The sequence below is a fragment of the Chlorobaculum sp. 24CR genome, from assembly GCF_004118635.1.
Classification (GTDB): domain Bacteria; phylum Bacteroidota; class Chlorobiia; order Chlorobiales; family Chlorobiaceae; genus Chlorobaculum.
This window is the reverse complement of sequence record NZ_SDGU01000024.1, coordinates 1-23,389: the sequence shown is the minus strand read 5'-3', so window position 1 is coordinate 23,389 and position 23,389 is coordinate 1. Positions and strand designations below refer to the sequence as shown.

Sequence of the window (23,389 nt, the reverse complement as noted above, 5' to 3'; positions counted from 1 at the left end):
GGGTATGCGGACAAAGCAAAATAAAACAGGGCTTTAGCTCAACCTCTTCTTTTTGGGGATGATGGCGATTTTTTGTTGCTGGAGTAATAATTTAGCATCTGAAGAAATCGTACACACCTGCTTTTTGGGACACCCTTCCGGATAAAGCAGAGAGGGCGTATCGTGCTTGCGGCACCCTTTCTTTGTATCTTTTTCCTGAGCTATTTCAAAAACAGTCCAACCAATCCAGGCTTTATGAACTCCATACGAAAACTTTCCGCAGCCGCGCTTCTGGCGCTTTTCGTCTGTGGCGGCGTTCCGGCGTCGAGCGCGAAGGCGGCGGTTCCGCCGTCCCGGAAGAGTGACGCCGCGGGTCAGCAAGCGCCAGCGTTCAGCATCAGGACGCTCGACGGCAAAGTGGTGAACAGCTCGCAGCTTGCAGGTCGGCCATACATCGTCAATTTCTTCGCCTCGTGGTGTCCTCCGTGCCGCGAAGAGCTGCCCGACATGGTGGCGTTGCAGAAAAAGTACCAGAAGCAGGGCTTCACCTTTATCGGCGTCGCCTTTCGGGATCGCAAAGAGACCTTGCCCGATTTTCTCTGGGAGATGGGCGTCGAGTATCCGGTCACGATGACCAATCCCCAACTCGAAGCGGCGTTCGGCAAGCTCCTGCCGGGCGGAAAAATCAGAGCGATTCCGGCTACGTTCGTCATCGGTCGAAACGGCAAGGTGCTCAATGCCGTCAGCGGCGGGCTGACCAAAGCGGATTTCGAGTCGCTCATCCTCAAGGCTCTCGGCAGCAAACCTTCGAGATAGGCTTATAGAAATCTTATCCCCGCTCCCGGATTTTTCCGGCAATGCTCTTCAAATACCTCTTCTATGCGCCAAACCGGCCCAACAGCGCGTCGGTTTGGCGGCTTGCCTCTCGGTTGATTTTCCGTTCTCGATGAACAACCGTAAAAGAACATGCTCCTCGTGCGCCTCGACGAGCATGTATGATTTATTTCTTGTTTGCTTTTATGGTTCGGTTTAAATATATTCATCTATACATTTAACGATTCAATTATATAATTGAATTATTGGCGGCGGGGTGCGGTGGCGCGCAGCCATAAAGCTGTGCTTCACCAGAGGTAAATAGAGGCTCGAAGAGAGGTTTCTCTATTTAACCCGGACCTGTTGAAGACACAAGCCGTCTGACAGCAAGTCTCGATTTATCAAAGAAATATCTTTTCCCGCTGCGCTCATTTCTGAACGGGGCGGGGTATTCCGCAAAGAGTCGGGATTTTTTTTGCGGCACAGTGTTAACGATTGTTATTTACAGCAGGATAGACTGAAGCATCGGCACAATGCCTGAGGTCACGCTTAATTTTCTTTTTCATTCCAAATCAAAAAAACAGCGCTGGAGGCTGTGGAGTATGTCAAAAAAAATTGTCGTATTGGGAGCGGGTACCGCCGGGACGATTGTATCGAACAACCTGCGTCGTCATCTGCCGGCAGACTGGGAAATTACGGTTATCGACCGCGACGATGAACACATCTATCAGCCGGGCCTGCTCTTCGTGCCGTTCGGCATCCAGAAGTCGAACACACTCGTAAAGTCGCGAAAAAAGTACATCTCTCCAGGCGTCAATTTCGTGATGGATGAAATCACCAGCATCGATCCCGAAAAGAGAACCGTCAAGACCAAAAACCACACGTTTACCTACGATTTTCTCGTTATCAGCACCGGTTGCCGGATCGCCCCCGAGGAGAACGATGGCCTGATGGAGGCGTGGGGCAAGAACGCCTTTACCTTCTATGTCAAGGAGGCCGCCGATCAGCTTCGGCTGCGCCTGAAAGAGTTCGATGGCGGCAAGCTGGTGATGAACATCGCCGAGTTGCCGTTCAAGTGCCCGGTTGCGCCGATCGAGTTCGTCTTCATGGCCGACTGGTTCCTGAAAAGCAAGGGTATCAGGAATAAATCGGAGATCGAGCTGGTGACGCCGCTGCCGATGGCCTTCACCAAACCCAAGGCCGCAGCGGTCTTTACCGAGTCGGCAAGAGAGAAGAACATCAAGATCACCACGAGCTTCGAGCTGAACCGCGTTGACGGCAAGGAGAAATACATCGAGTCGGTGCAGGGCGACAAGGTAAAATATGATACGCTCGTTATTGTGCCGAGCACCATTGGCGATCCGGTGATCAGCAATTCGGGGATGGACGATGGTATCGGTTATGTTCCCACGCATCACAACACGCTCAAGGCGCTGAAGCATGACGGAGTCTATGTGATCGGCGACGCCACCAACGTGCCGACCTCGAAGGCCGGTTCGGTGGCGCACTACGAGGCGGACGTCGTGGTGTTCAACATCATGGCGGAGATTTACGGCGCCAAGCCGGAGGAGATTTTCGACGGCCACTCGACCTGCTTCATCGTTTACTCGAAGGGCACCTCCTCGCTGATCGATTTCAGCTACAAGATCGAGCCGCTGCCGGGCAAGTTCCCGCTGCCGAAGCTTGGCCCATTCTCGCTGTTGAAGGAGACCAAAATGAACTGGTACGGTAAGCTCGCTTTCGAGCCGCTCTACTGGAACGTCCTGCTCGCAGGCAAGCACCTCGGAATGCCCCCGACCCTGGTTATGGCCGGTAAAGAGGTTGGATAAAGGTTTTTGCCGCAACCGGATGCTCCAGCCGGGGGTTTGCCGAAAGGCAGGCTCTCGGCTTTTTTTGTTCGTATGACAGGCAAGTCCACCATGCCCACTTCGTCCCATTCTTTCCACAAAACCCCCGCCAAGCTCGCCGTAATTTTAGCGCCAATGGCTATCTTCCGAAAAAGCGTGAACGCGCAACCCCACAACCTCACCGCATTATGGACTCAGCCGACGCCAAAGCCAAGAAGGATTTCTTCATCAGCTACACCGGCGCTGATGAAGAGGTTGCGTCGTGGATTGCCTGGATTCTCGAAGAGGCCGGGTATGACGTCGTGCTTCAGGCGTGGGATTTTCACGCGGGTGGAAATTTTGTCTTGGAGATGCACCGAGCTGCGAGAGAGACGACGCGAACCATCGCGGTGGTGTCGCCAAAGTATCTCGATGCGCTGTTCACCCATCCGGAATGGGCGGCGGCTTTCGCGCTGGATCCGACGGGCACAGAACGTTTGCTGATACCGATTCGGGTTGTCGATTTCAAGCCAGACGGCATGTTTACCGGAAAGATTTATATCGATCTGGTTGGATTGAAAGAGGATGAAGCGAAAGCAAAATTGCTCGATGAAATCGCAAAATCGATACAAGGCGGCTCGATTCCTCCGTCAACTCCACCGGCTTTTCCACAATCGGCGAAGCGTCCGGCGCAGAGCGCAGCAACCGCACCTCGCTTTCCCGGCACTTTGCCCGATCATCACAACTTGCCGCATAGGAATCCGAACTTTTCCGGTAGGGAGAAGGTGTTGAGCACTTTGCGTGAATCGATGCTGAAGGAGCGCAACACCGCCCTGACGCAGCAGGCGTTGCATGGGCTGGGCGGGATTGGCAAGACGCAGCTCGCTGTCGAGTATGCGTATCGCCACAGCGCGTCGTACGAGGTGATCTGGTGGATTCGCTCGGAGGAGCCTTCGACGCTGGCGAGCGATTTTTCGGCGCTGGCTTTGGAGCTGAATCTGCCGGAGAAGGAACAGGCCAATCAGGCGGTGGTCGTTCAGGCGGTCACGAGGTGGCTGGAGCGCAACAACAACTGGCTCCTCATCTTCGACAACGCCCGGGATGCCGACAGCATCAAGCCGTATCTGCCACGCTCGGCAAGCGGCCATGTGCTGATCACCTCCCGGAATCCCGACTGGAGGAGCGTCGTTAACCCTCTGCCAGTCGAGGTGTGGGAGCGGAACGAGTCGGTCGCGTTTCTCCTGAAGCGAACCGAACGGACGGATGAAGCGGGAGCCAACGCCCTTGCCGAAGCGCTCGGCGACCTGCCTCTCGCGCTCGAACAGGCCGCAGCCTATTGCGACAACAAAAAGAAGAGCTTCGCGGACTATCTGACGCTTTTCAACACCCGCAGAAAAGAACTCTGGAACCGGGAAAAAGCACCGGATGGCTATAAAGAAACCGTCGCGACAACCTGGAGTCTGGCCTTCGAGGAGATTCGCAAGGTTCCGATGGCAGAAGAGCTGCTGTCTCTATGCAGCATTGTAGCTCCCGACGCCATTCCCCGAACGCTGCTTGATAGGGCGTTGGAGATTTGGGTTGGAGGTGTGAACAAGGAGGAAAAACTCGATGAGTTCGTGATCGACGATGCTTATGAAGCGTTGCGCTCATATTCGTTGATTATGCTCGATGAAAAGCTGGTTACCGTTCATCGTTTGGTACAGTCGGTTGTTTGTGATCAGATGAATGAAGATGATCTTGCTGTATGTCGAATGTTGATGGTGATGGCATTAAGTGAGCAGTTTCCGCAAGGCGCGTTCAGTAACCCCTCCTGCTGGCCGGAGTGCGAAACGTTATTCCCTCATGTGCAGATTCTGCTCAAAGACAATTTCCATGACCATGATCTCGCTTGGTCAGTCATGGCGGATTTGCTAAATATCATAGGTTCATATTGCCACAGAAGAGCTGCTTATGCAGACTCGGAGTTACTATTTCGTCGAGCGCTGGAGATCAAGGAAAAGCATCTTGGACCGGATCATCCATTTGTGGCGACGAGTCTGAACAATCTTGGGTTGTTGCTGAAGGAACAAGGTAAGTTTGGAGAAGTTGAGGTGTTGTATCGACGTGCGTTTGAAATATATAAAAAGCATCTTGGTTCGAATCATCCGTATGTAGCATCAAGCCTAGGAAATATAGCGTCTTTGCTGCAGATTCAAGGCAAGTATGACGAGGCGGAGTTGTTGCATCGTCGCGCACTGGAGATTGATGAAAGTGTATATGGTACTGCACACCCTGATGTTGCGATTGATTTCAATAGTCTGGGAATGTTGCTGTACAATCAAGAGAAGTATGAAGAAGCGGAACTTATGTATCGTCGAGCGCAGGAGATAAATGAAAAGCATTTTGGCCCGGATCACCCATATGTAGCGGTAAATTTGAACAATCTTGGGCTGTTGCGGCAAGCTCAAGGCAAGAATGAAGAAGCAGAGCGACTGTATCGTGGCTCTCTTGAGATCGATGAAAAAGTGTATGGTACCAAACACCCAGAAGTGGCAACCGATCTGAACAATCTGGGAGTATTGTTGCAAGCACAAGGCAAGTATCTCGAAGCCGAGCCTATGTTCCGTCGCGCATTGGAAATAAGGGAAATGAAGCTTGGCAGCGAGCATCCGCATACCAAAATTTCGCGAAAGAATCTCGACGACCTTTTGCAGAAAATGCAAGGCGAACAATAATCATCCCAATAATCAAACCTCAATCCACCCATGACCTCAACGCTTGTCATCCTCCTGCTCGTCATTCTCATCGCGGCGCTTGGGTTTCTGCTTCTGCGCAGCCAGCGGGAGTCCAACGCGCTTTCGGTGGAGAATGCGCGGTTGCAGGCGGAGGTGGAGCATGAGCGGGAGCGGGGGGCGGCTTCGCTGGAGGCTCGGCGGGCGGATGAAGTGCGACTGGAGGCGGCGTTGGAGAATCTTGCCAACCGGATCGTGGAGGAGCGGGGGGCGGCGCTTTCGGAGCAGCACCGGCAGCGGCTCGACGGGCTGCTGGAGCCGTTCCGTTTGCAGCTCGACTCGTTCCGCCAGCGCGTCGATGAGGTGCACCGCAGCGATACGGAGCTGTCGGCGCGGCTGCTCGAACAGGTGCGGCAGCTTCAGGAGCTGAACCATCAGGTGAGCGACGAGGCCAACAATCTGGCGCGGGCGATCAAGGGCGAGAGCAAGAAGCAGGGCGACTGGGGCGAGCTGATCGTCGAGCGTCTTTTCGAGGCGTCGGGGCTGGTGAAAGGGCGCGAGTACACCGTGCAGGAGAGCGACCGCACCGACGACGGGCGGCTGGTGCGGCCCGATTTCATGGTGCACCTGCCGGGCGAAAAGGCGGTGGTGGTTGATGCCAAGGTGTCCTTGACCGCCTACGAGCGCTGGTGCGGCGAGGAGCACGAGGCGCGGCGCAGCGAGGCGTTGCGGGAGCATGTGCAGTCGGTGCGGCGGCACGTGGCCGAGCTGGAGCGCAAGGACTACGCCGCGCTCCGGGGCAACCGGACGCTCGACTTCGTCATCATGTGCATCCCGCTCGAACCGGCGTATCAGGCGGCGATGCAGGCCGACCCGACGCTCTTTTACGACCTGGCGGGGCGGAACGTCGTCGTCACCGGCCCGGCGACGCTCATGATTACGTTGCGCCTCATCGCGCAAATCTGGCGGCGCGAAAACGAGAACCGCAACGCCGAACTGATCGCCGACAAGGCGGGCCGAATTTATGACCAGGTGGCGCTGGTCGCCGAAGCGATGACCGACGCCCGCCGCAAGCTCTCCGGCGTCTCGGAAAGCTTCGACCTCGCCATGAAGCGCCTCACCGAAGGCCGCGGCAACCTCGCCGGACGCGCCGAGGAGATTCGCAAACTCGGCGCAAAAGTCTCGAAAAAGCTGCCGCAAGAATTCATGGACAATGAGCAATTGACCATTGACAATGAAATGTAGGGGCAGGCCTCGCGCCGGCCCGTGATGGCCTTTTCTTCGCGGTTCGACCCATTTGACCTACAAGACCTATACGTCCTATTGTGGACTTTGATTGCAAGCTTTGAACTGTTTTGTGTTTTTGGCGCAAAGAACTTTACAAAGCAAAGTATTTGCCCTCTTGGTAAAATTTGCAATAAATAACGTGCTTTTTGCCACTCTGTAGCTTGGTGCTCCAAAGGGCGGTTCCTACATTGTTCATTATCCATTATCAATTCTTCATTCCCCATCATCCCTTGTCTTTACGAATCCTTCATACATCCGACTGGCATCTTGGGCGGTCGCTGTTCGGGCGCAGCCGCCTGCATGAGTTCGAGGCTTTTCTCGACTGGCTGGCCGGAACCGTTGAGTCACGCGGCATCGAGGCGCTGGTCGTGGCGGGCGACATTTTCGACACCACCACGCCCGGCAACGCCACGCAGAAGCTCTACTATCAATTCCTGCACCGCATCGCCCTCACGCAGGGTTCGCCTTGCCGCCATGTGGTCATCACCAGCGGGAACCACGATTCGCCCACTTTTCTCGATGCGCCGCAGGAGCTGCTGCGCTCGTTCGACGTGCATGTCATCGGCGCGGCGACCGGCGATCCGGCGGACGAGGTGCGGGTGCTGCGTGACCGGCAGGGAAAGCCGGAGGCTATCGTCTGCGCGACGCCGTTCCTGCGGGATCGCGACATCCGCACGGTCGAGCCGGGGGAGAGTCTGGAGGACAAAATCCGCAAGCTCTCCGAAGGCGTGTCGCTTCACTACGCCGAAATTGCGCGGATTGCCGAAGAGATTCGCCAGAGCCTCGGCGCGGAAATTCCGGTCATCGCGATGGGCCACCTCTTCACGGCGGGGTGCGTCACGGTCGAGGGGGACGGCGTGCGCGAAGTCTATGCCGGGGCGCTCTCGCTGGTCTGCTCGGCGGCCTTTCCGCCCGTGTTCGACTACGTGGCGCTCGGCCACCTGCACGTGCCGCAGCGGGTGGAGGGCAAGGAGCACATGCGCTATTGCGGCTCGCCCATCCCGATGGGATTCGGCGAATCGAAGCAACAAAAGCTGGTGCTTCAGGTCGATTTCGAGGGGCGTGAGCCGGTGGTCACGGAGATCGAGATTCCCCGCTTCCAGCCGCTCGAACGCCTTGCCGGAGGCCTCGGCGAGCTGAGCCTCTCCATCGCCGCGCTCCGGTCGGCGGGGAGCAATGCGTGGCTCGAAATCGAGTATCGCGGTGACGAGCCGCCAGCGGTGGTGCAGGAGGCGATGGAAAAGGCGGTCGAGGGTTCGCAGCTTGAAATCCGCCGCATCCGCAACAACCGCCCGCTCCAGCAGGCGCTGCGCCAGTCCGCGACGGACGAGTCGCTCCAGCAGCTCGACCCCGTTGCGGTCTTCAGCCGCTGCCTCGATGCGTATGGCACCGACGAGGCGCTTCGCCCCGCGCTTATGGAGAGCTACCGCGAAGTGCTCCGCTCGATCCGGGAGGAGGATGTGATGGCCGAAAAGGAGGCTGGCCAATGATTATCCAGAAGCTCCGTTTCGCCAACCTCAACTCACTGCAAGGGGAGTGGGAGATCGATTTCACCCGGCCCGAATACCTTTCGGACGGACTCTTCGCCATCACCGGGCCTACCGGCTCCGGCAAGAGCACGATTCTCGACGCCATCTGCCTCGCGCTCTACGGCCAGACGCCGCGCTTGGGGCGGATCACCAAAAGCAGCAACGAAATCATGTCGCGCCACGCGGGCGACTGCTTCGCCGAAGTGACCTTCGCCACCGCCTCCGGCGCGTACCGCTGCCACTGGAGCCAGCACCGCTCCCGCCACAAGCGCGGCGGCGAGTTGCAGTCGCAGAAGCACGAAATTTCCGATGCGGCGTCGGGCGCGGTTATCCAGACAAAATTGCAGGAGACGTTGCAAGAGGTCGAGGCGCGAACCGGCATGGACTTCGATCGCTTCACCCGCTCGATGATGCTTGCCCAGGGCGCGTTTGCGAAGTTTCTGCTGGCGGACGCCGACCAGCGTGCTCCCGTGCTCGAACAGATCACCGGCACCGAAATATACTCGGTCATCTCGATGAAGGTGCACGAGCGGCGGCGCGACGAGCTGGCGCGGCTCGACCGGCTCCAGCTCGAATGCGAGGGCATCCGGCTGCTCGGCGACGAGGAGCGGCAAGCGCTCGAATCGGAGCGGGCGGGGTGCATCGTAACGGAGCGCGAGCTGAACGCTGTGGTCGAAACCGAATCGGCGGCGTTGCGCTGGTTGCAGGAGATCGCCCGGCTCGAAGGGGCGCTCGCGACTATCGGCAGCGAATCGGCAGCGCTCGACGCCGAGCGCGAGGCGTTTCGGCCGGACGCGGAGCGGCTCCGGCTCGCTCGCAACGCCGCCGCCGTCGAACCGCTGCACGCCGTGCTGACGCTGAAACGGGCGCAGTTGCAGCGTGACAGCGATGAACTTGCCGCGAAAGAGGCGGGGCGGCCGGAGGCGGAGCGACAGCAACAGGTGGCGGAAGCGCAACACGAAGCTGCCGGAAAAGCGCTCGCTTCGGCGCAGGAGAGCGTGGCGGCAGCGAGGCCGCTCATCGCTCAAGCGCGTCAGCTCGACGTGGTGATTGAGGGCAAGCGGACGGAGGCCGGGCGGCGGAAGCGGGAGCTGGAAGCGCTCGAAGAGCGGCGCGTAAGGCTTGACGCCGAACGCACGGCGGCTTCGGCGAGCGTCGAGTCAGCGCGGAACGAGTGGCAAAAGCTCCGCGCCTGGCAGGAGGAGCACGGCGCGGACGCCTCGCTCGTTGGCGCGCTGTCGGGTATCCGGCACGCTTTCGACGAACTGCGTCCGGCAGCGGAACGGGAACGGGCAGCAGCGTCCGGCATCGCCGCCGTTCAGCAAGCCATCGGGCAGTTGCGCGACGAGATCGCGAAGATCGAGCTGGAGTCGAAAGCTTCGCAAGCCGCGCTGGATGAGGCCCGCCGGGCGCTCGACGAGCGGAGAGCGTCGTTCACCGCGCAGCTTGGCGGCTCGACGCTCAAGGCGCTTCGCGCCGACCTCGATCTTCTGCGCGAGCGCCGACGGCTGCTCGAAGAGATCGTGGCGCTCTACAAGTCCGGCAAGGAGCTGCTGCCGAAAATCAAAGAACTTGGCGAAAATATCGAGACGCTCGAAAACAGGCAGTCGGAGGCGGCGCGAAAGCTCGAACACGCGCGGGAGCTGCTCACTCACGCGGAGCGCGAGGCGGCGGCGCAGGAGAATCTCGCGCGCTTGGCCGACCGGGTGCGCAGCCTCGAAGAGGAGCGTCGCCGCCTCGTCGCCGGTCAGCCGTGCCCCTTGTGCGGTTCGGAGCATCATCCCTATGCCGAAGAAAACGCCTTGCCGGAGAGCGACGACGCGGCGCTCGACGCGGCGAAGCGAGCCGTGCAGGAGCGCTTGCGCGAAATCCGCGAGCTTGAAATCAGCGTCGCCGAGCGCCGGACGGAGATCGAACAGATGGAGCAGCGCCGCGATGACCTGGCCGCCATGCGCGAGTCCTCCGGGCGGCAGTGCCTCGCCTTGCTCGAAAAAGCGGGCGTCGAGGTTCCGCCGCGTGAAGCCGAGCCGGTCGTCCTCGAAAATCTCGCGGAGAGCGGGCGCAAGGTTGACGATCTTGCCGGTCGCATCGAGCAGCTCGACCTTCTCGAACTGCGGATTCGCGACGACGAAGCGCGATTGCAGCAGCTCAGCGAAGCCGCGCGAAACGACGAGCGGCGTCTCGAACAGGCCGCCGAGCGGCAGCGCACGAACCGCCTCGACCTCGATCGCCTCGAAGGCGACCGCGAAGCGGCGCAACGCGAGCTTGGCGAGCGGCGGCAGCTCTTGCGCCGCCTCGTCGAACCGTACGGCATCACGCTCGACGGCGAAATTGCCGAGCCGCTCGTCACCGGGCTGGAAGAGCGGCGCGATGCGTGGCGGCGCGAGGAGGAGCGGGGGAGTGGTCTCGAACGATCCGTGCAAAGCGGCGAAGCGTCACTTCGCAACTTCGCCGAGCAGCTCGCGGCGCTCGACGCCGATCTCGCCATGCGGCGCGAGGAGGTCGAGGCGGCACTCGCTGGGGTGGAGGCCAGCACGAAAGAGCGGCTCGAACGGTTCGGCGAGAAGTCGCCCGATGCCGAACAGGAGCGGCTCGAACGCCTCGCGCAGGCGGCGCGCGACCAGCTTGCCGGCGCGTCGGAAGCGCAGAGCGCCGCGCGGCAGGCGCTCGCCGTGCTCGACACTTCGATAGCGGAGTTGCGGCGCGGCGTCGAAGAGGAGCGCGAGGAGGCCGAGCGCCGCGAGGCGGAGTTCGCCAAAGCGCTTGCCGGAAAAGGGTTTGCCGACGAAGCGGCGTTTGTCACCGCGTGTCTGCCGGAGGCCGAGCGCGAGCGGCTCGAAAGCGCCGCGACTTCGCTGGAAAACCGGAAGCGCGACATCGACCTCAAGCGCTCCGACCGCGAGGCGCGACTGCGCGACGAGTTGGAGCGCCGCCTCACAGCTTCATCCGCCGACGAGCTTTCGGCGCGGATCGAGGCGCTTCAGGAGGAGCTTCGAGAGGTGCGCGGGCGCTTCGGAGCTATCGCAAGCCAGCTCGAAGCGCACCGGCAGGCGGCCGACGAGCATCGCTCAAAAATGGAGGCGGTCGAAGCGCAGCAAACGGAGTGCCGCCGCTGGGAGCTGCTGCACCATCTCATCGGCTCGGCTGACGGCAAGAAGTTCCGCAACTTCGCTCAGGGCATCACCTTCGAGATCATGATCGAGCACGCCAACAAGCAGCTCTCGCGCATGACCGACCGCTACGTGCTCTTGCACGACCCGTCGGGCGCACTCGAACTCAGCGTGATCGACCAGTGGCAGGCGGGCGAAATCCGCTCCACGCGCAACCTCTCCGGCGGCGAGAGCTTCATCGTCAGCCTTGCCCTTGCCCTCGGCTTGTCGCAGATGTCGAGCCGGAACGTGCGCGTTGATTCGCTCTTTCTCGACGAAGGGTTCGGCACACTCGACGAAGAGGCGCTCGAAACGGCGCTGAAAACGCTCGGCAGCCTCCAGCAGTCCGGCAAGCTGATCGGCATCATATCGCACGTGCCTGCGCTGCGGGATCGCATCGCCACGCACATCAAGGTCACGCCGATCACCGGAGGCCGCAGCGCCATCGAAGGCCCCGGCGTCAGCGGCACTCAGTAATAGGCTACCAGATAATAGATATTCTTCTTGATTTCGCTCACGACGAAACGGTAGCTTATGTCATTACGCCACCAGAAGAAGGGATGCCACCAGGCGGGTTCGGTGGCCACCAGCCGGAAGCGCTTGCCGCTGCCCGCAAACGCCTTTTTCCAGGTTTTGTTGAGGCGAAGCATGTGCGGCGGATCGCTGACCACCAGCGCGCTTTTCCACCCTTTTTTGTCCATGAGGTCCGAGGTGTTTTCCGCCTCTTCCCAGCTCGTTTCAGACCAGGTATCGACGATGATGTTTTTTCTTGGCACGCCCCGTTCCATGAGTTTGCGTTCACGCCAGTTGGGATGATCCGGGCGGTAATAGCGGCTGTCGATGCCGGTCAGCAGGATACGCTTCGCATAGCCCGCCTTGTACAGATCGCCCCCTTTGCTCACCCGCAGCCCGTCGTCACCGCCAAGCACGACAATGACATCCGCCTTTTGCGGTTTCGAGGAGTGCATCGACACGAGCAGTCCGAGTCCAAGATAGAGCGTGGCGCAGAGAGCGCTGGAGATCAGAAAGAAAAAGAGGGAGATTTTCAGGAAAGCTTTCATGACACAGAGTGGCGGAATTCGGGGTTTATGCCGTTATCGATTATCAGCGTATGGAGTTACATCTTTTACCGTGTCGGCTTGTCGGAATGAGGGGGGCATGAATTGATGATTCAGATATGTCAGCAGCAAATTTTTTCCTCACCTCGAATAGCTCGATGGTACCGACGGTTCGATAGCGTTACGCACTGCATGGGAAGAATATACGTAATTCAATAGAATGAAGCATCGTATGGTTGACGCAAGCGTAACCTGCATTAGTGCGGATAAGTTGTCCGTCAAGCTGCTTTCTTACGCCTGGCACGAGCTTGAAATGTCATGGAATGCGTTGACAGAAGCGTGTCGAATTTCTGATAATTGGCCGCTGTCGGCCTGTTGCCGGTTCAGGCTTTTCGGAGAATCAGGATGCGGAGTCGCCGTCGATCAGGTTATTGAGGTCGTTTGGAAGCTGGCTGTCCTGCACGTCGAGAATACGCACACCGGTGGCGAAGCGTTTGCTGTAGTAGCTTTCGCTGAGCGTGTCGCGTGTGATGCCTTTGGAGAGCGAAGAGTGGACGAAGGTGTCGTTGCCGACGAAGATGCCTACGTGGCTGATGCGGTTTTTGCCATTCGTGAAGAAGACCAGGTCGCCGGGACGGAGTTCGCTCCGGTCAACTCTTGTACCCATCGTTGACATTTCGCGCGAAGAGTGCGGCAGATCGACGTTGAGTTCCTTGCTGAACATGAACCGGACAAAACCCGAACAATCGAAACCGGACGGAGAATCTCCACCGAAACGGTAGCGAATGCCAAGGTACTGCCTGACATCGGTAAAAAGATGCTGGATGTTTTGAACTGATTGTCTGACCGGCGAGAAAAGATCAGCGGAAGGATCGGTACGGGGCAGTTCGGTTTCGTTGTCGGCAGCAAAAAGCGTTGGGGGATGGAAGGTCAGCGAAGCGGCAATGGTGGCGCAAGCCATGAGCGTTTTCAGAACCCGAAGGCCTGGCCAAAATTGTTGCTCTCTTCGCATAGGCGGCTGAAATAGGTCAACTCCCGCGCCGGGCGGTGATTGACGGTGTTAATAATTGATATTACATGAGCTTACATTTTATGACTCTTTCCGCCATTCTCCAAATTTTTTTGGCTTCGCTGCCGTGTTTTTCTGAGCTTTTTTCTGATTTGTAACCGGTTCTTTTTGATGAAAACGGATACTTCCTCTCCTATTTTACGGATTGTCGATGCGCCGAACGGGAAGGGTTTGGGCGCGACCATATCGGCGTAACCCTCTTCGATGCAGGCGGAATCGAATTGCGCCGGATAGATCATGATTTTGCTGATGTTCTGGAAGTGCTTTTCGATCCGGTCGGGTACGAAATCGAAAAAGGCCCGGTAAGAGATCGAGTCGCGTCGGGCGCTGACGAAGGCGATGATGTCGTCATCCCTGAACTGGAGCTTCTGTTTTGAAATCTCTTCCCATTCGCGGAAGTTTCTGAATGCTTCGTACAAAACGGGCGAGCCGGAGGGCGCTGTTTTCAGCGCATCGCTGATTGCCGAGCGGCTTTTCCGGTCGCAATGCAGGAGCAGAGGGACGCTCAGCTCCCGCGACAAGCGGCTCATTTTGCGCACCCACTGCCCGAATCCTTTCTCTTTTTCGGCGAAAGGCGGGCAGATGACCACGATTCTCCGGTGCAAAGCCAAGGGGCGCGTGAGGTGGCAGATCATCGTGGTTTTGCAGGTGCAGCCCACGATGCTTTCGGTGGCGTCGTTAATCATCCGGTCGATGAAGCCTTGCCGGTGCGGCCAGTCGAAAACAATCAGATCGGACTGCGACTCCTTGACCGTTCTGCCGATGCCGCTGCAAATGTTGTAGTCGATGGTGGCGACGATGTTGAGGCGGGTGTCGAACGAGGCCGCGAAATCGACGGCGGGAGCCAGCTCTTTCCGGGCTTTTTTCAGGTTCAGTTCAGCCGCCTGGTCATTGGGCACGACGGTCAGGAGGGTCAGCGGATTGGCGGAGCGCTTCTCCCGAATCATCACGGCCAGCTCCAGCACCCGCTCGGAGGGTTTGGCTTCGGCGATCGGCAACAGAATCTGCTCGTCGGCGTCGCCCTCAGCGCTCTCATTTTCAGGCGTGGCGTCGCTCTCTTCGAGGACGATCTCCTTTGCCGCTTTCTCTGTCACGAGCGAGCCGACGATGCAGGTGACGAGGATGAGGATGATGATGGCGTTGAGGATGTTCAGGTCGAGGATGCGCACCCGGTAGCCGACCAGGGCGATGGCGATGGTCGCGGCGGCGCGGGAGCTGCTCAGGCCGAAGATCAGCCGCCGGTGCGAGGCGGAATAGCCAAAAATTTTCTGGGTGAAAAACGCGGCGAGCCACTTTCCGGCAAGCGCCACAACAATCATGAGGAGGGCGATAAGCAGGGCCATCGGGCTGCTCGCGATCACCCTGAGATCGACCAGCATGCCCACGCTGATGAGGAAAAAGGGAATAAAGAGCGAGTTGCCGATAAATTCGATGCGGTTCATCAGGGCTGAAGAGCCGGGAATGAGTGCATTGAGCGCCAGGCCTGCTGCGAAAGCGCCAACGATCGGCTCCAGTCCGGCGGCTTTGGCCAGAAAGGCCGAAAAAAAGACCGCCGCCAAAACAAAGATGTAGTGGGCGTGTTTTTCGTTTTCGAGTTTGGTGAAGAACCAGCGGGCGATGGAGGGGAGCACGATGAAGACAATGGCCGAAAAAAGCGAGAGGGCGAGTCCGAGGTGCAGCCAGAACTCGTGGTTGATGTCGCCCCGGCTGTAGCCGATGATGACCGCCAGCAGGATCAGCACCGCCGTATCGCTCAAAATGGTGCCCGCCACCGTGATGGCCACCGTCTGGTTTTTGGCAATGCCCATCCGGCTCACGATAGGGTAGGCGACCAGTGTGTGCGTGGCGAACATGCTGGCCGTCAGGAGGCTCGTGCCGATGCTGTAATTGAGCAGGTATCGGCAGAAAGGATAGCCTATCGCGATGGGTATGCTGAAGGTCAGAAATCCGAACAGGGCGCTTTTATAGCGGCTCTTTTTGAACTCGTTCACATCGAGTTCAAGGCCGGCGATGAAGAGAATATAGAGCAGGCCGATGGTCGAGAAGAGTTCAACGGCGGAGCTTTTTTCAAGCAGATTGAGGCTGTGCGGGCCGATGAGCACGCCCGACAGGATCAGGCCGACCGTGCCGGGAATGTTGAAGCGTTTGAAGACAATCGGCGCGAGCAGAATGACGAACAGTACGAGCGAAAAGACCAGCACCGGATTGGTCAATGGCAAGTGGAATTCCTCAAGAAACTGGTGGTAATAGGATTCCATATTGCTTGAGTCCGCTTCAGGTTTGTTTGGCTGACTGCTGGGAAACAGGATTGAATTTAAGCAATTTACCTGAATGCGAGGGCTTCAGGCCGCAGTCCGTGCTTCTTTGTGTTTTGGCGTAAAGTACTCTACAAAGCAAAGTATAATACAAACATCGCCTGAATATCAATGATTGTAACGAAAGCGACACGCCATCGCGTTCAGAATAATGCTTTGCTTGTGAGTCGCTACGCGCTGCTGTATTTTCTCTCTCTTTGAAAAATCACGGTTATCCTCTCAATGCAACGAACGAAGAGCATATCGGCTTCTCTTGGGGTGGTCATTACCGGCGGGAGCGCCGGACTCGGTCTGGCGATGGCGCGGGAGTTTTTGCGGGCCGGCGATCGCGTGGTGATCTGCTCTCGCCTCGCCTCGAACCTCGTGTCGGCGTTGCAAACCCTCGAAAGCGATGCGCCGGGAGGGGAGGTTCACGGCATGGCGTGTGATGTTTCCGATTCCCGGCAGGCCGCCGGATTTGCCGCTTTTGCCGCATCGAAGCTCGGCGTCATCAGCCGCTGGATCAACAATGCGGGCACGGCGGGCCGGATGCGCCGACCGCTTTGGGAGCTCGATCCCGCCGATATCGACGAGACCTGCCGCACCAATCTTTCCGGCAGCATGATGCTCTGCTCGGAGGCGTTGCGCGTTATGCTCCGCCAGCCCGAGGGCGAGGGCGGGCCGCGCTATCATCTGTTCAACATGGGATTTACCGCCGTGGGCCTCCGCTCGTCGCCCACCTCCGTGCCGCATCGAGCCTCCAAGCGGGCGGTGGCGATCATGAGCGAGTTGCTTCGTGGTGAACTCGAAGCCGCCGGAAAGCGCTCGGTCGGAGTGCACGAGCTGAGTCCCGGCCTGGTGCTGACCGCTCTGTTGCTCCGCGACGCCACGCCCGCGCAGAAGCGCTTCTTCAACGCAACGGCCGAAACGCCCGAAACGGTGGCAGCAAAGCTGGTTCCCGCAATCCGGGCCGCGAGCGGGCGAGGCGGCACGCTACGCTATCAGCCGGTGATTTTTATGCTCGCCAAACTGGCGGCGTCACTGTTCGGGTATCGCAAGGAGCGCTTTTTCACCAGCGAGGGGGAAAGGCGGGAATAGGTCGGATAGGTCTTATAAGTCCTATAGGACTTATAGGTAAAGAGGAAAGGAATGGCGGGCAATCCCGGATTTGTCGGAATTGCCCGCTACGGCTTTCTTTTAATTCATCATTCAGCATTCATAATTCATAATTTTCCCTCACGCCGCCACCCACTGCATGGCGCTGTCCACGTCGTCGAAGAGATCGACGCGGCGAGTGTCCTCCGGGCTGCTGTCGCTGTCGAACAGGCCGGCGATAGCGTTGTGAAGACCGCTCTGCAACACGATAGCCACTTTGTTCTTTTTGTTCTTCAGGTTCAGCTTTTTGACGATTGGCATGACCGATGAGATCGTCGCCAGCGATAGACTGGCTTCATCGCTGCCTTTGAAAATCCAGATTCGGCTTTTGTCGCCGAAACCGGGCAGGGCGGTAAGGCGCAGGAAGGCATCGAGAAGTTCCGAAAAACTGACCGAGCCGACGAAGGTGACCGCGATGTATTCCGATTCATTGATAATTCTGTACATGGTCGTAGGTTTTTCGTTTTGCAAGAAGTTTTATACTTACTGCAACAAGATGCGTGCCAAAGTGTGCGACTTTATCCGGAATCGTGAGGCGTGATTCCTCGCCATGCAATATTCTGAACGGGCTATTCTCTTGATAGAAAATGTTTTATCGTTAGATCAGATGGGGATGATAAATTTTTACGGGCGAGAGAAATGAGAGGCTTTAAAGCAAAAGAAGAAAGGGTGATAGCTACGAATATGTAAGAAGTGTTTCCGAGAGATGACGGTTATTACTCCGGCAACACCAAGGAGCAAAACCGGTAAAATGATGGAGGTGAGCTAACTTATAGATTAATAAGATGTTATCCGGTAAAGCCTGATTGATATCCTGGATAATTATTCAGGGTTTTTGGCCGGGAGGGTAATGATTATTCTTCATTTTCGTAGGATTCTGGCGTCAGCCGAGAGCGGGGCGCCGTGATGACAGACACGGCTTCTCGCCGGGCCGGACGCAGACTGGGCGGACACGACGGCCCCGCCCAGTCAACGCATCATTCATCATTAAAACATCACCGCCTGGGCTTTTGCGGCCTGGGCGAGGAAGCGTTCCATCCAGTCGGGGCCGGAGTGTTTTTCGGCCAGTGCTACGGCGATGTGCTTCGGCTCGACGCCCATGTCGTGGTTGCGCCCGAGGCCCTGCACGCACGACGGGCAGTTGGTGAGGATCGTCGCCGTCGGCGCGCCGTGCATCGACTCCTTCAGCGCTTCGCGCTTGCGGTGCAGCATCGAGTCGGTGATGTCGGGCCGCGACAGCGCCAGCGTTCCGGCCTCTGAGCAGCAGTGCGGCACGTCGGTCACCTTGCCGAAGCCGCCGACGTCGCGCAACAGGTCGCAGGCTTTGCCCTTCAGCGAGTCGTGGCATGGGGCGTGGTAGAGGCTTGGCGTCGAGCCGCCGTCAACCCGCATCCCTTTTTCGTAAGCGTAGCGCGAGACATCGATAATCCGGTTGCCGAAGAGCTTCGGGGCGTCCATGATTTCGAGTCCCTCCATGCAGGTGCCGCAGGAGATCACGCAGGCGTCGAAATCGAGATAGGAGAACATTTCGCGAATCTGGCTGAACATCACCGTGTTGCGCAGCACGATCGAGGCGTACTCCTCCTCTTTGGCGTTGACGTTCAGCGGGAAGCCGCAGCAGAGGAAGGGCGGCGGCAGCACCACGCGCGTACCGGTTTCGAGCAGAATGTGGATCGCGGCCATCGAGATGGTCGAGTGCAACCGCTCCGAGCCGCAGCCGGGGAAGTAGAAGACCGTCGAGGTCGCCTCCTTGCCGGTTGGCTCGAACACCAGCACCTGGTCGCTGTCGCAGGGCGGCAGCACGTCGCGCAGGGTCTTTTCCGGCACCGGCGGCACCGCCGAGCGCAAGAGCCGCAGCGGCGGCAGCACATTCTGCGCCTCGGATGCCTGCAACGGCGCGGTCATTTTCGTGCCGGCCCGCTGGACGGCCCCGCCAATCCGCAGCACCGTGTTGCGGAACATCTTGTTGTAGAATGGCGAGCGGTTGGCCAGGTAGTTCAGCGTCATCTTGGTAATGGGCGGCGAGTCCTTGAAGCCGCGCGCCGAGAGAATCTCCCGTTCGAGAATCGAGACCTCGCCCGAATCGATGTCCACCGGGCAGGGTTTCAAACACTTGTGGCAGATGGTGCAGTGATCCGAGACCTCCTCCAGCCACTGCAAAAGGCGAAAATCGGTCGAGCGTTCGCGCTGGGCGTCGTAGAGCAGCGCCTCGATGAGCGAACCGATGGCCAGGTTCTTGTTGCGCGGATGGTAGAACATGCCGCGCGCCGGGTAGTAAACGCAGCAGTCCGGCTTGCACTTGCCGCAACGGATGCAGTAGTCCACCTTCTTCGACAACTCTTCGAGCTTGCCGCGCTTGAGAATGTGCGCCTCCAGCTCCAGCAGGTTGAACGACGGGGTGAAGATGTGGTTCAGCGCCTCGTAATCCTCCAGCTTGCCGGGGTTCATAATGCCGTCCGGATCGACCTCGCGGCGATAGGCGGTCAGCTCCTCGATGCGCGCTTTGTCCATGTACTTCAGCTTTGTGACGCCGATGCCGTGCTCGCCCGAAACGACGCCGCCGAGCGAAATCACCTTCTCCATCACCATGTCGATGACGTGATCGGCCCGTTCGAGCATCGGTCGGTCGTTGGAGAGCACCGGCACGTTGACGTGCACGTTGCCGTCGCCGGCGTGCATGTGCGTGGCCAGCACGATGCGTCGGTCGCGCACGTGCTGGTAGGCCGCCTCGATGGCGTCGAGCGTTTTCGGATAGCCCCGGAAGAGCTGCTTCAGCTCCGTGCGGAACTCCTGCAACAGGGTCAGCGAGCGCAACAGCAGCGGGTCGGCGGCTTCGAGGCGGTTGCCGATCAGGTCGCACAGGCCGAGGCCCGCCGGAATCTTCGCCTCGAACGGCGAGAGGCTCTCCGGATTGCTGTTCTCGCGCAGCATCGCGTCGATCCGGTCAACGTACTTCAACTGCGCGAAACGCTCCTCCTCGACGTTCAGGTCGTCGATGAAGCGGGCGAACACGGCGAGCTGGTCGATCGGGATGACAATATCCTCATTCAGCTTGAAGGCGTTGGTGCGGCGGGCAATCGCGCCAAGCTTCTTGCGATCCGCCCAGAAGAGCGTGGCCTCGGCATGGTCGCGCGCCACGAACATCAGGGTGTTCGGGTGCTTTTCGAGCAGGTTGCGAACGCGCTCCACGCCCGCCTCGACCTCCGCCTCCGAGTGCCCGGCGATGTCGATCAAGAGCACCGCCTTTGGCGTCTGCGGGCGGGTGGCCTTCACCTTGTAGTCGATGGCGCGGATGTACTCGTCGTCGAAGTGCTCCAGCGCAAGCAGCGTTTCGTGATCGACGTTCTGGTACGGAAACGCCTTCGACAGCTCGACGATGACGCGGCTCGCCTCGTCCATATCCGGCCCGAAGAACTCCAGGCAGAGTGTGCGCTTCTGTTCGTACTTCGGGTAGAGCACGAACACCGCCGAGGTGATGACGCCGTCGGTGCCCTCTTTCTGGAGGCCCGGCACGCCGCCGAGTGCCTTGTTGGTGATGTCCTTCCACAATCCCTGCTTGCGAATTTCGGTGCCGCGCAGCGCAACCCGTTTGAGCGGCGCGCCATGCTGGTCGAGCACCTCGTAGGTCACGGTATCTTCGGGAAGAATCTTGCGCAACTGATGGTCGGTTCGGCGCACGGTCCAGAGGTTGCCGCCCGGCATGGCGATACGCCACTCCAGTAGATTGTCGATGCAGGTGCCCCAGCGCACGGCCATCTTGCCGCCCGCGTTTTCGGCGATGTTGCCGCCGATGGTGCAGGCCCACTCGCTGGTGGGGTCGGTGGCGAAGACCAGGCCGTGCTGGTCGGCGTGGTGCATGGCCGCCTCGGTAATGACGCCCGCTTCGACCTCGATCACCTTGCCCGCCACCGTGTGGCCGTCCTTCAGATGGAACGTCCGCTCGGTGATGCCGCGCACATGGTTCAGCTTTTCGGTGTTGATGATAACGCAGTCCGAGCGCAGCGGCACCGCGCCACCGGTGAGGCCGGTGCCCGCGCCGCGCGGAATCACGCGCAGCCCAAGCCTGGCGATGGCTGCGATGAGCGGGGCGACCTGCGCCTCGTCGTCCGGCGTCACCACGGCTACCGGCAGGTACAAGCGCCAGTCGGTGGCGTCGGTGGCATGCGCTACAATCGAAAAAGGATCGTACAGGACGTTCTTTGCTCCGACGATGGGAGCCAGCTCCTTTTTGAGCGTACGCCGGAACTCGGGCAGCCGCTCGATCTCGGCGCGGAACTTCTCCAGCTTCGCGCGAAGGGTTTGCACGATCGCCATCACTCTCTGCTCGCCGTTTGAAGATGACTGGATGGTCTCGATGTCCTTTCGGGCATGGTCGAAAATCCTGTTCCGGCGGCGCTCCGAGCCGATCAGCTCCTGGAGCAGATAGGGATTGCGGCCATGAATGAGAATGTCGCCGAAGAGCTGCATGAGCAGGCGGGCCGAGCGTCCGGTCACGCGGAGGTCGCGCAGTTCATCGATCTGCCGGACGACCTCTTCGCCGAGAATGAACGAAATCGCCTGGCGGTCGCTCGCGGAGGTGTAGTTGTAAGGTATCTCGCGCTTGACGGCAGGAACTGCCCGCGCGGCATCAGGCTCTTTATTGAGAGTCATAGGTATTCAATACTGGCGAAAAAATATTCATGCTTCATCCGAATCTCGTCCGGCAGGAAGCCACGATAAATAATGACGATAAAAATTCAGAACTCTTGCGTTTTTCCGTTCGGCCCGTTTATGGCCGCCGACCCGTTTCGCAAGCGTTTCTTCAGGCATTAACGCCATACAAAGGAATAGCTTGTGCAACAATATAACGAAACTCCCCGTAACTCGTTGACATGCCATTTCCAACGCTGCGAGTTCACGATCGATACTCATTGTCGCCCTCCTCTCGACGAAGCCTCGGAGCGTGGTGATCGAGTCGTTTATCAAGCGTTAACACACTTAACCCGCCTTGCCTCGTGAACATTCCCGGCCCGACTTTTCCCTCCACCCGTCACCTGTCGCGCATCACCGGTTTTCCTGCTTGTAAATGGCGTAACCAATCAGTATATAACAAGATGCTGATCTTCGTGGCAGTTCCGTTGCGTCAGCGTTCACTCTGACCCTCGTTCAATAATCGGCATTCACCTTATGAGTCGCAGTTCTGAACATCTTCAGCCTGTTGTTGTATCTGTCCAACCAGAAGGAGGGCCGTGCCGATGAGTAATCCCTTTTTCGGCCACCAGCTCCTTTTCTGCGGCGAGACGCACGACGGATTCGCCCAGAGCAAAAAAAGCATGAACGCCCTTGCCAATAACGGCAAGAAACGAAAAGCCGAAAAAAACCTGAAAATAGAAGTCAAAATAGAAGTCGCCAAAGAAGCCTTCGACCGCCTCTACGGCTTCCAATCGCATCCAATCCCCGCCACGCCAGGCCGCAAAATTGCCGTCTGGGTAATCAGCCAGTTCGGCGAAGAGAGCATGAAAGTGCTGGGGGTGGGGTGATGGGGGAGCACAAACGAAATATGTAGTGCATGGATTTGTTTTTTTATAATGTTAATAAAAACAATTATGTCTGATGTTTTTAATACGTTGGTTATGTTTTTAATAGGTCTTCCTGTTTTTGTCGGAATGTATGTACGGTATAAATCATATGGTGATCATTTATATTGGCAAACTTTTCGTGTGACAATCGCTATATATTTTACGATAGGTGTCGGGTATTCTTTTATCCATTATTCTGACCCAGCTCCAGTTGTTAAGTCGTTGGGTGGGTATGTTGGCGTTTTGTTTTTTTTGTGCTGGGTTCTTTATAACTATCATAAAGAAAAATCATTTGAATATGATGGTGTTTGGATAATGTATTTAATTGGATTTTTTGTCGGAGGATTGTTGTTATCAGGTTTATTAATTTCATATAGTATGAACGGTGTCGCTATGGCGATCACTGTTTGTTCACTTTTTATTGTTATTGGTGGGCTGTTTTCAATTGCAGGACCTTTGATTTCAGGGTTTAACCTTTCTGCTGTTATCTATTCATTATTTTTCAATGGCGGAATAGATGATGTTTTTTTTTGGAAGAATATATTTGATTTTCTTAATATTGATACTTTGATTGTGCGAATAATGATTCTTTTGGTTTCTGCTTTTTCCGGCGCTGTCGAGCTTGTGAGCTACATTCATGATAATATATTGGATCAATAGCATTATTACGTATTCAGATTATGGTCATAATAAAGGAATAAATTGAATGAGAAGGAATAAGACTCCAAAGGTATCCGAAAAGCAGCAGCCATCGATGGTTCGCTCATTGGCGGCGGAGTATCTGACATTTATCGTGGCTGTCAGCAACTCGGATGCTCCCGTGTAGATTCGCTATGCTGAATAAGCTGTTGCCGTCGAACGAGCGATATTGAATCTCTATGGGATATATTCCCCGAAGCTCTGCTTCGTTAAAGATAAAAGTGTAATAATTGAGCACATATATTCATAAAAGTCATAATGT

15 protein-coding genes are annotated in these 23,389 nt (G+C 57.6%); 9 read left to right on the top strand and 6 right to left on the bottom strand.

Annotated features, from left to right (window positions below):
• Window positions 1-234 precede the first annotated feature (234 nt).
• The 6 genes from EST62_RS05100 to EST62_RS05075 all read left to right on the top strand — a co-directional run bounded on the left by EST62_RS05100 (window position 235) and on the right by EST62_RS05075 (window position 11,771).
• Window positions 235-795 carry a TlpA disulfide reductase family protein gene (locus EST62_RS05100; protein WP_129051028.1) on the top strand — a complete coding sequence of 187 codons (561 nt, stop codon included), beginning with the start codon at window positions 235-237 and terminating at the stop codon, window positions 793-795.
• 599 nt (window positions 796-1,394) lie between these two features.
• Window positions 1,395-2,621: an NAD(P)/FAD-dependent oxidoreductase gene (locus EST62_RS05095; RefSeq protein ID WP_129051027.1), complete on the top strand. Its 1,227-nt coding sequence runs from the start codon at window positions 1,395-1,397 to the stop codon at window positions 2,619-2,621.
• A 206-nt stretch (window positions 2,622-2,827) separates the two neighbouring features.
• Complete coding sequence (gene fxsT / locus EST62_RS05090) at window positions 2,828-5,332, top strand: FxSxx-COOH system tetratricopeptide repeat protein (RefSeq protein WP_129051026.1); 2,505 nt, start codon at window positions 2,828-2,830, stop codon at window positions 5,330-5,332.
• Window positions 5,333-5,362: 30 nt separating this feature from the next.
• On the top strand, window positions 5,363-6,574 hold the full coding sequence (locus EST62_RS05085) for a DNA recombination protein RmuC (protein WP_129051025.1): 1,212 nt from the start codon (window positions 5,363-5,365) through the stop codon (window positions 6,572-6,574).
• A gap of 272 nt (window positions 6,575-6,846) precedes the next feature.
• Complete coding sequence (locus EST62_RS05080; RefSeq protein WP_129051024.1) at window positions 6,847-8,106, top strand: exonuclease SbcCD subunit D C-terminal domain-containing protein; 1,260 nt, start codon at window positions 6,847-6,849, stop codon at window positions 8,104-8,106.
• Window positions 8,103-11,771 carry an AAA family ATPase gene (locus EST62_RS05075; RefSeq protein WP_129051023.1) on the top strand — a complete coding sequence of 1,223 codons (3,669 nt, stop codon included), beginning with the start codon at window positions 8,103-8,105 and terminating at the stop codon, window positions 11,769-11,771. The genes EST62_RS05080 and EST62_RS05075 overlap by 4 nt, the downstream gene beginning before the upstream one ends.
• Here the strand turns inward: EST62_RS05075 and EST62_RS05070 are convergent.
• From EST62_RS05070 to EST62_RS05060, 3 genes are all read right to left on the bottom strand, one after another.
• Window positions 11,765-12,355, bottom strand: coding sequence for a YdcF family protein (locus EST62_RS05070; protein WP_129051022.1), 591 nt, complete (start codon window positions 12,353-12,355; stop codon window positions 11,765-11,767). The two genes, EST62_RS05075 and EST62_RS05070, sit on opposite strands and share 7 nt — an antisense overlap.
• A gap of 397 nt (window positions 12,356-12,752) precedes the next feature.
• Window positions 12,753-13,313, bottom strand: a complete 561-nt coding sequence (locus EST62_RS05065; RefSeq protein ID WP_245153474.1) for a C40 family peptidase — start codon at window positions 13,311-13,313, stop codon at window positions 12,753-12,755.
• 122 nt (window positions 13,314-13,435) lie between these two features.
• The gene (locus EST62_RS05060; RefSeq protein WP_129051020.1) at window positions 13,436-15,679 is read right to left on the bottom strand and encodes a cation:proton antiporter; all 2,244 of its coding nucleotides are present in this window, start codon (window positions 15,677-15,679) and stop codon (window positions 13,436-13,438) included.
• 279 nt (window positions 15,680-15,958) lie between these two features.
• Between EST62_RS05060 and EST62_RS05055 the strand changes: the two genes are divergently transcribed.
• Window positions 15,959-16,813: an SDR family oxidoreductase gene (locus EST62_RS05055; RefSeq protein WP_245153473.1), complete on the top strand. Its 855-nt coding sequence runs from the start codon at window positions 15,959-15,961 to the stop codon at window positions 16,811-16,813.
• Between the two features lie 138 nt (window positions 16,814-16,951).
• On the opposite strand, the gene EST62_RS13435 is transcribed toward EST62_RS05055, so the two are convergent.
• The 3 genes from EST62_RS13435 to EST62_RS13430 form a co-directional block, all read right to left on the bottom strand.
• Complete coding sequence (locus EST62_RS13435) at window positions 16,952-17,317, bottom strand: hypothetical protein (protein ID WP_167599192.1); 366 nt, start codon at window positions 17,315-17,317, stop codon at window positions 16,952-16,954.
• Window positions 17,318-17,857: 540 nt separating this feature from the next.
• Window positions 17,858-21,520: a DUF3683 domain-containing protein gene (locus EST62_RS05045; protein ID WP_129051019.1), complete on the bottom strand. Its 3,663-nt coding sequence runs from the start codon at window positions 21,518-21,520 to the stop codon at window positions 17,858-17,860.
• A 27-nt stretch (window positions 21,521-21,547) separates the two neighbouring features.
• Window positions 21,548-21,781, bottom strand: a complete 234-nt coding sequence (locus EST62_RS13430; RefSeq protein ID WP_167599191.1) for a hypothetical protein — start codon at window positions 21,779-21,781, stop codon at window positions 21,548-21,550.
• Between the two features lie 323 nt (window positions 21,782-22,104).
• Here EST62_RS13430 and EST62_RS05040 point away from each other — a divergent pair, with 323 nt between their 5' ends.
• Together EST62_RS05040 and EST62_RS05035 are read left to right on the top strand one after the other, a co-directional pair.
• Complete coding sequence (locus tag EST62_RS05040) at window positions 22,105-22,389, top strand: hypothetical protein (RefSeq protein ID WP_129051018.1); 285 nt, start codon at window positions 22,105-22,107, stop codon at window positions 22,387-22,389.
• Window positions 22,390-22,455: 66 nt separating this feature from the next.
• Complete coding sequence (locus EST62_RS05035) at window positions 22,456-23,088, top strand: hypothetical protein (protein ID WP_129051017.1); 633 nt, start codon at window positions 22,456-22,458, stop codon at window positions 23,086-23,088.
• The last annotated feature ends 301 nt before the right edge of the window (window positions 23,089-23,389 follow it).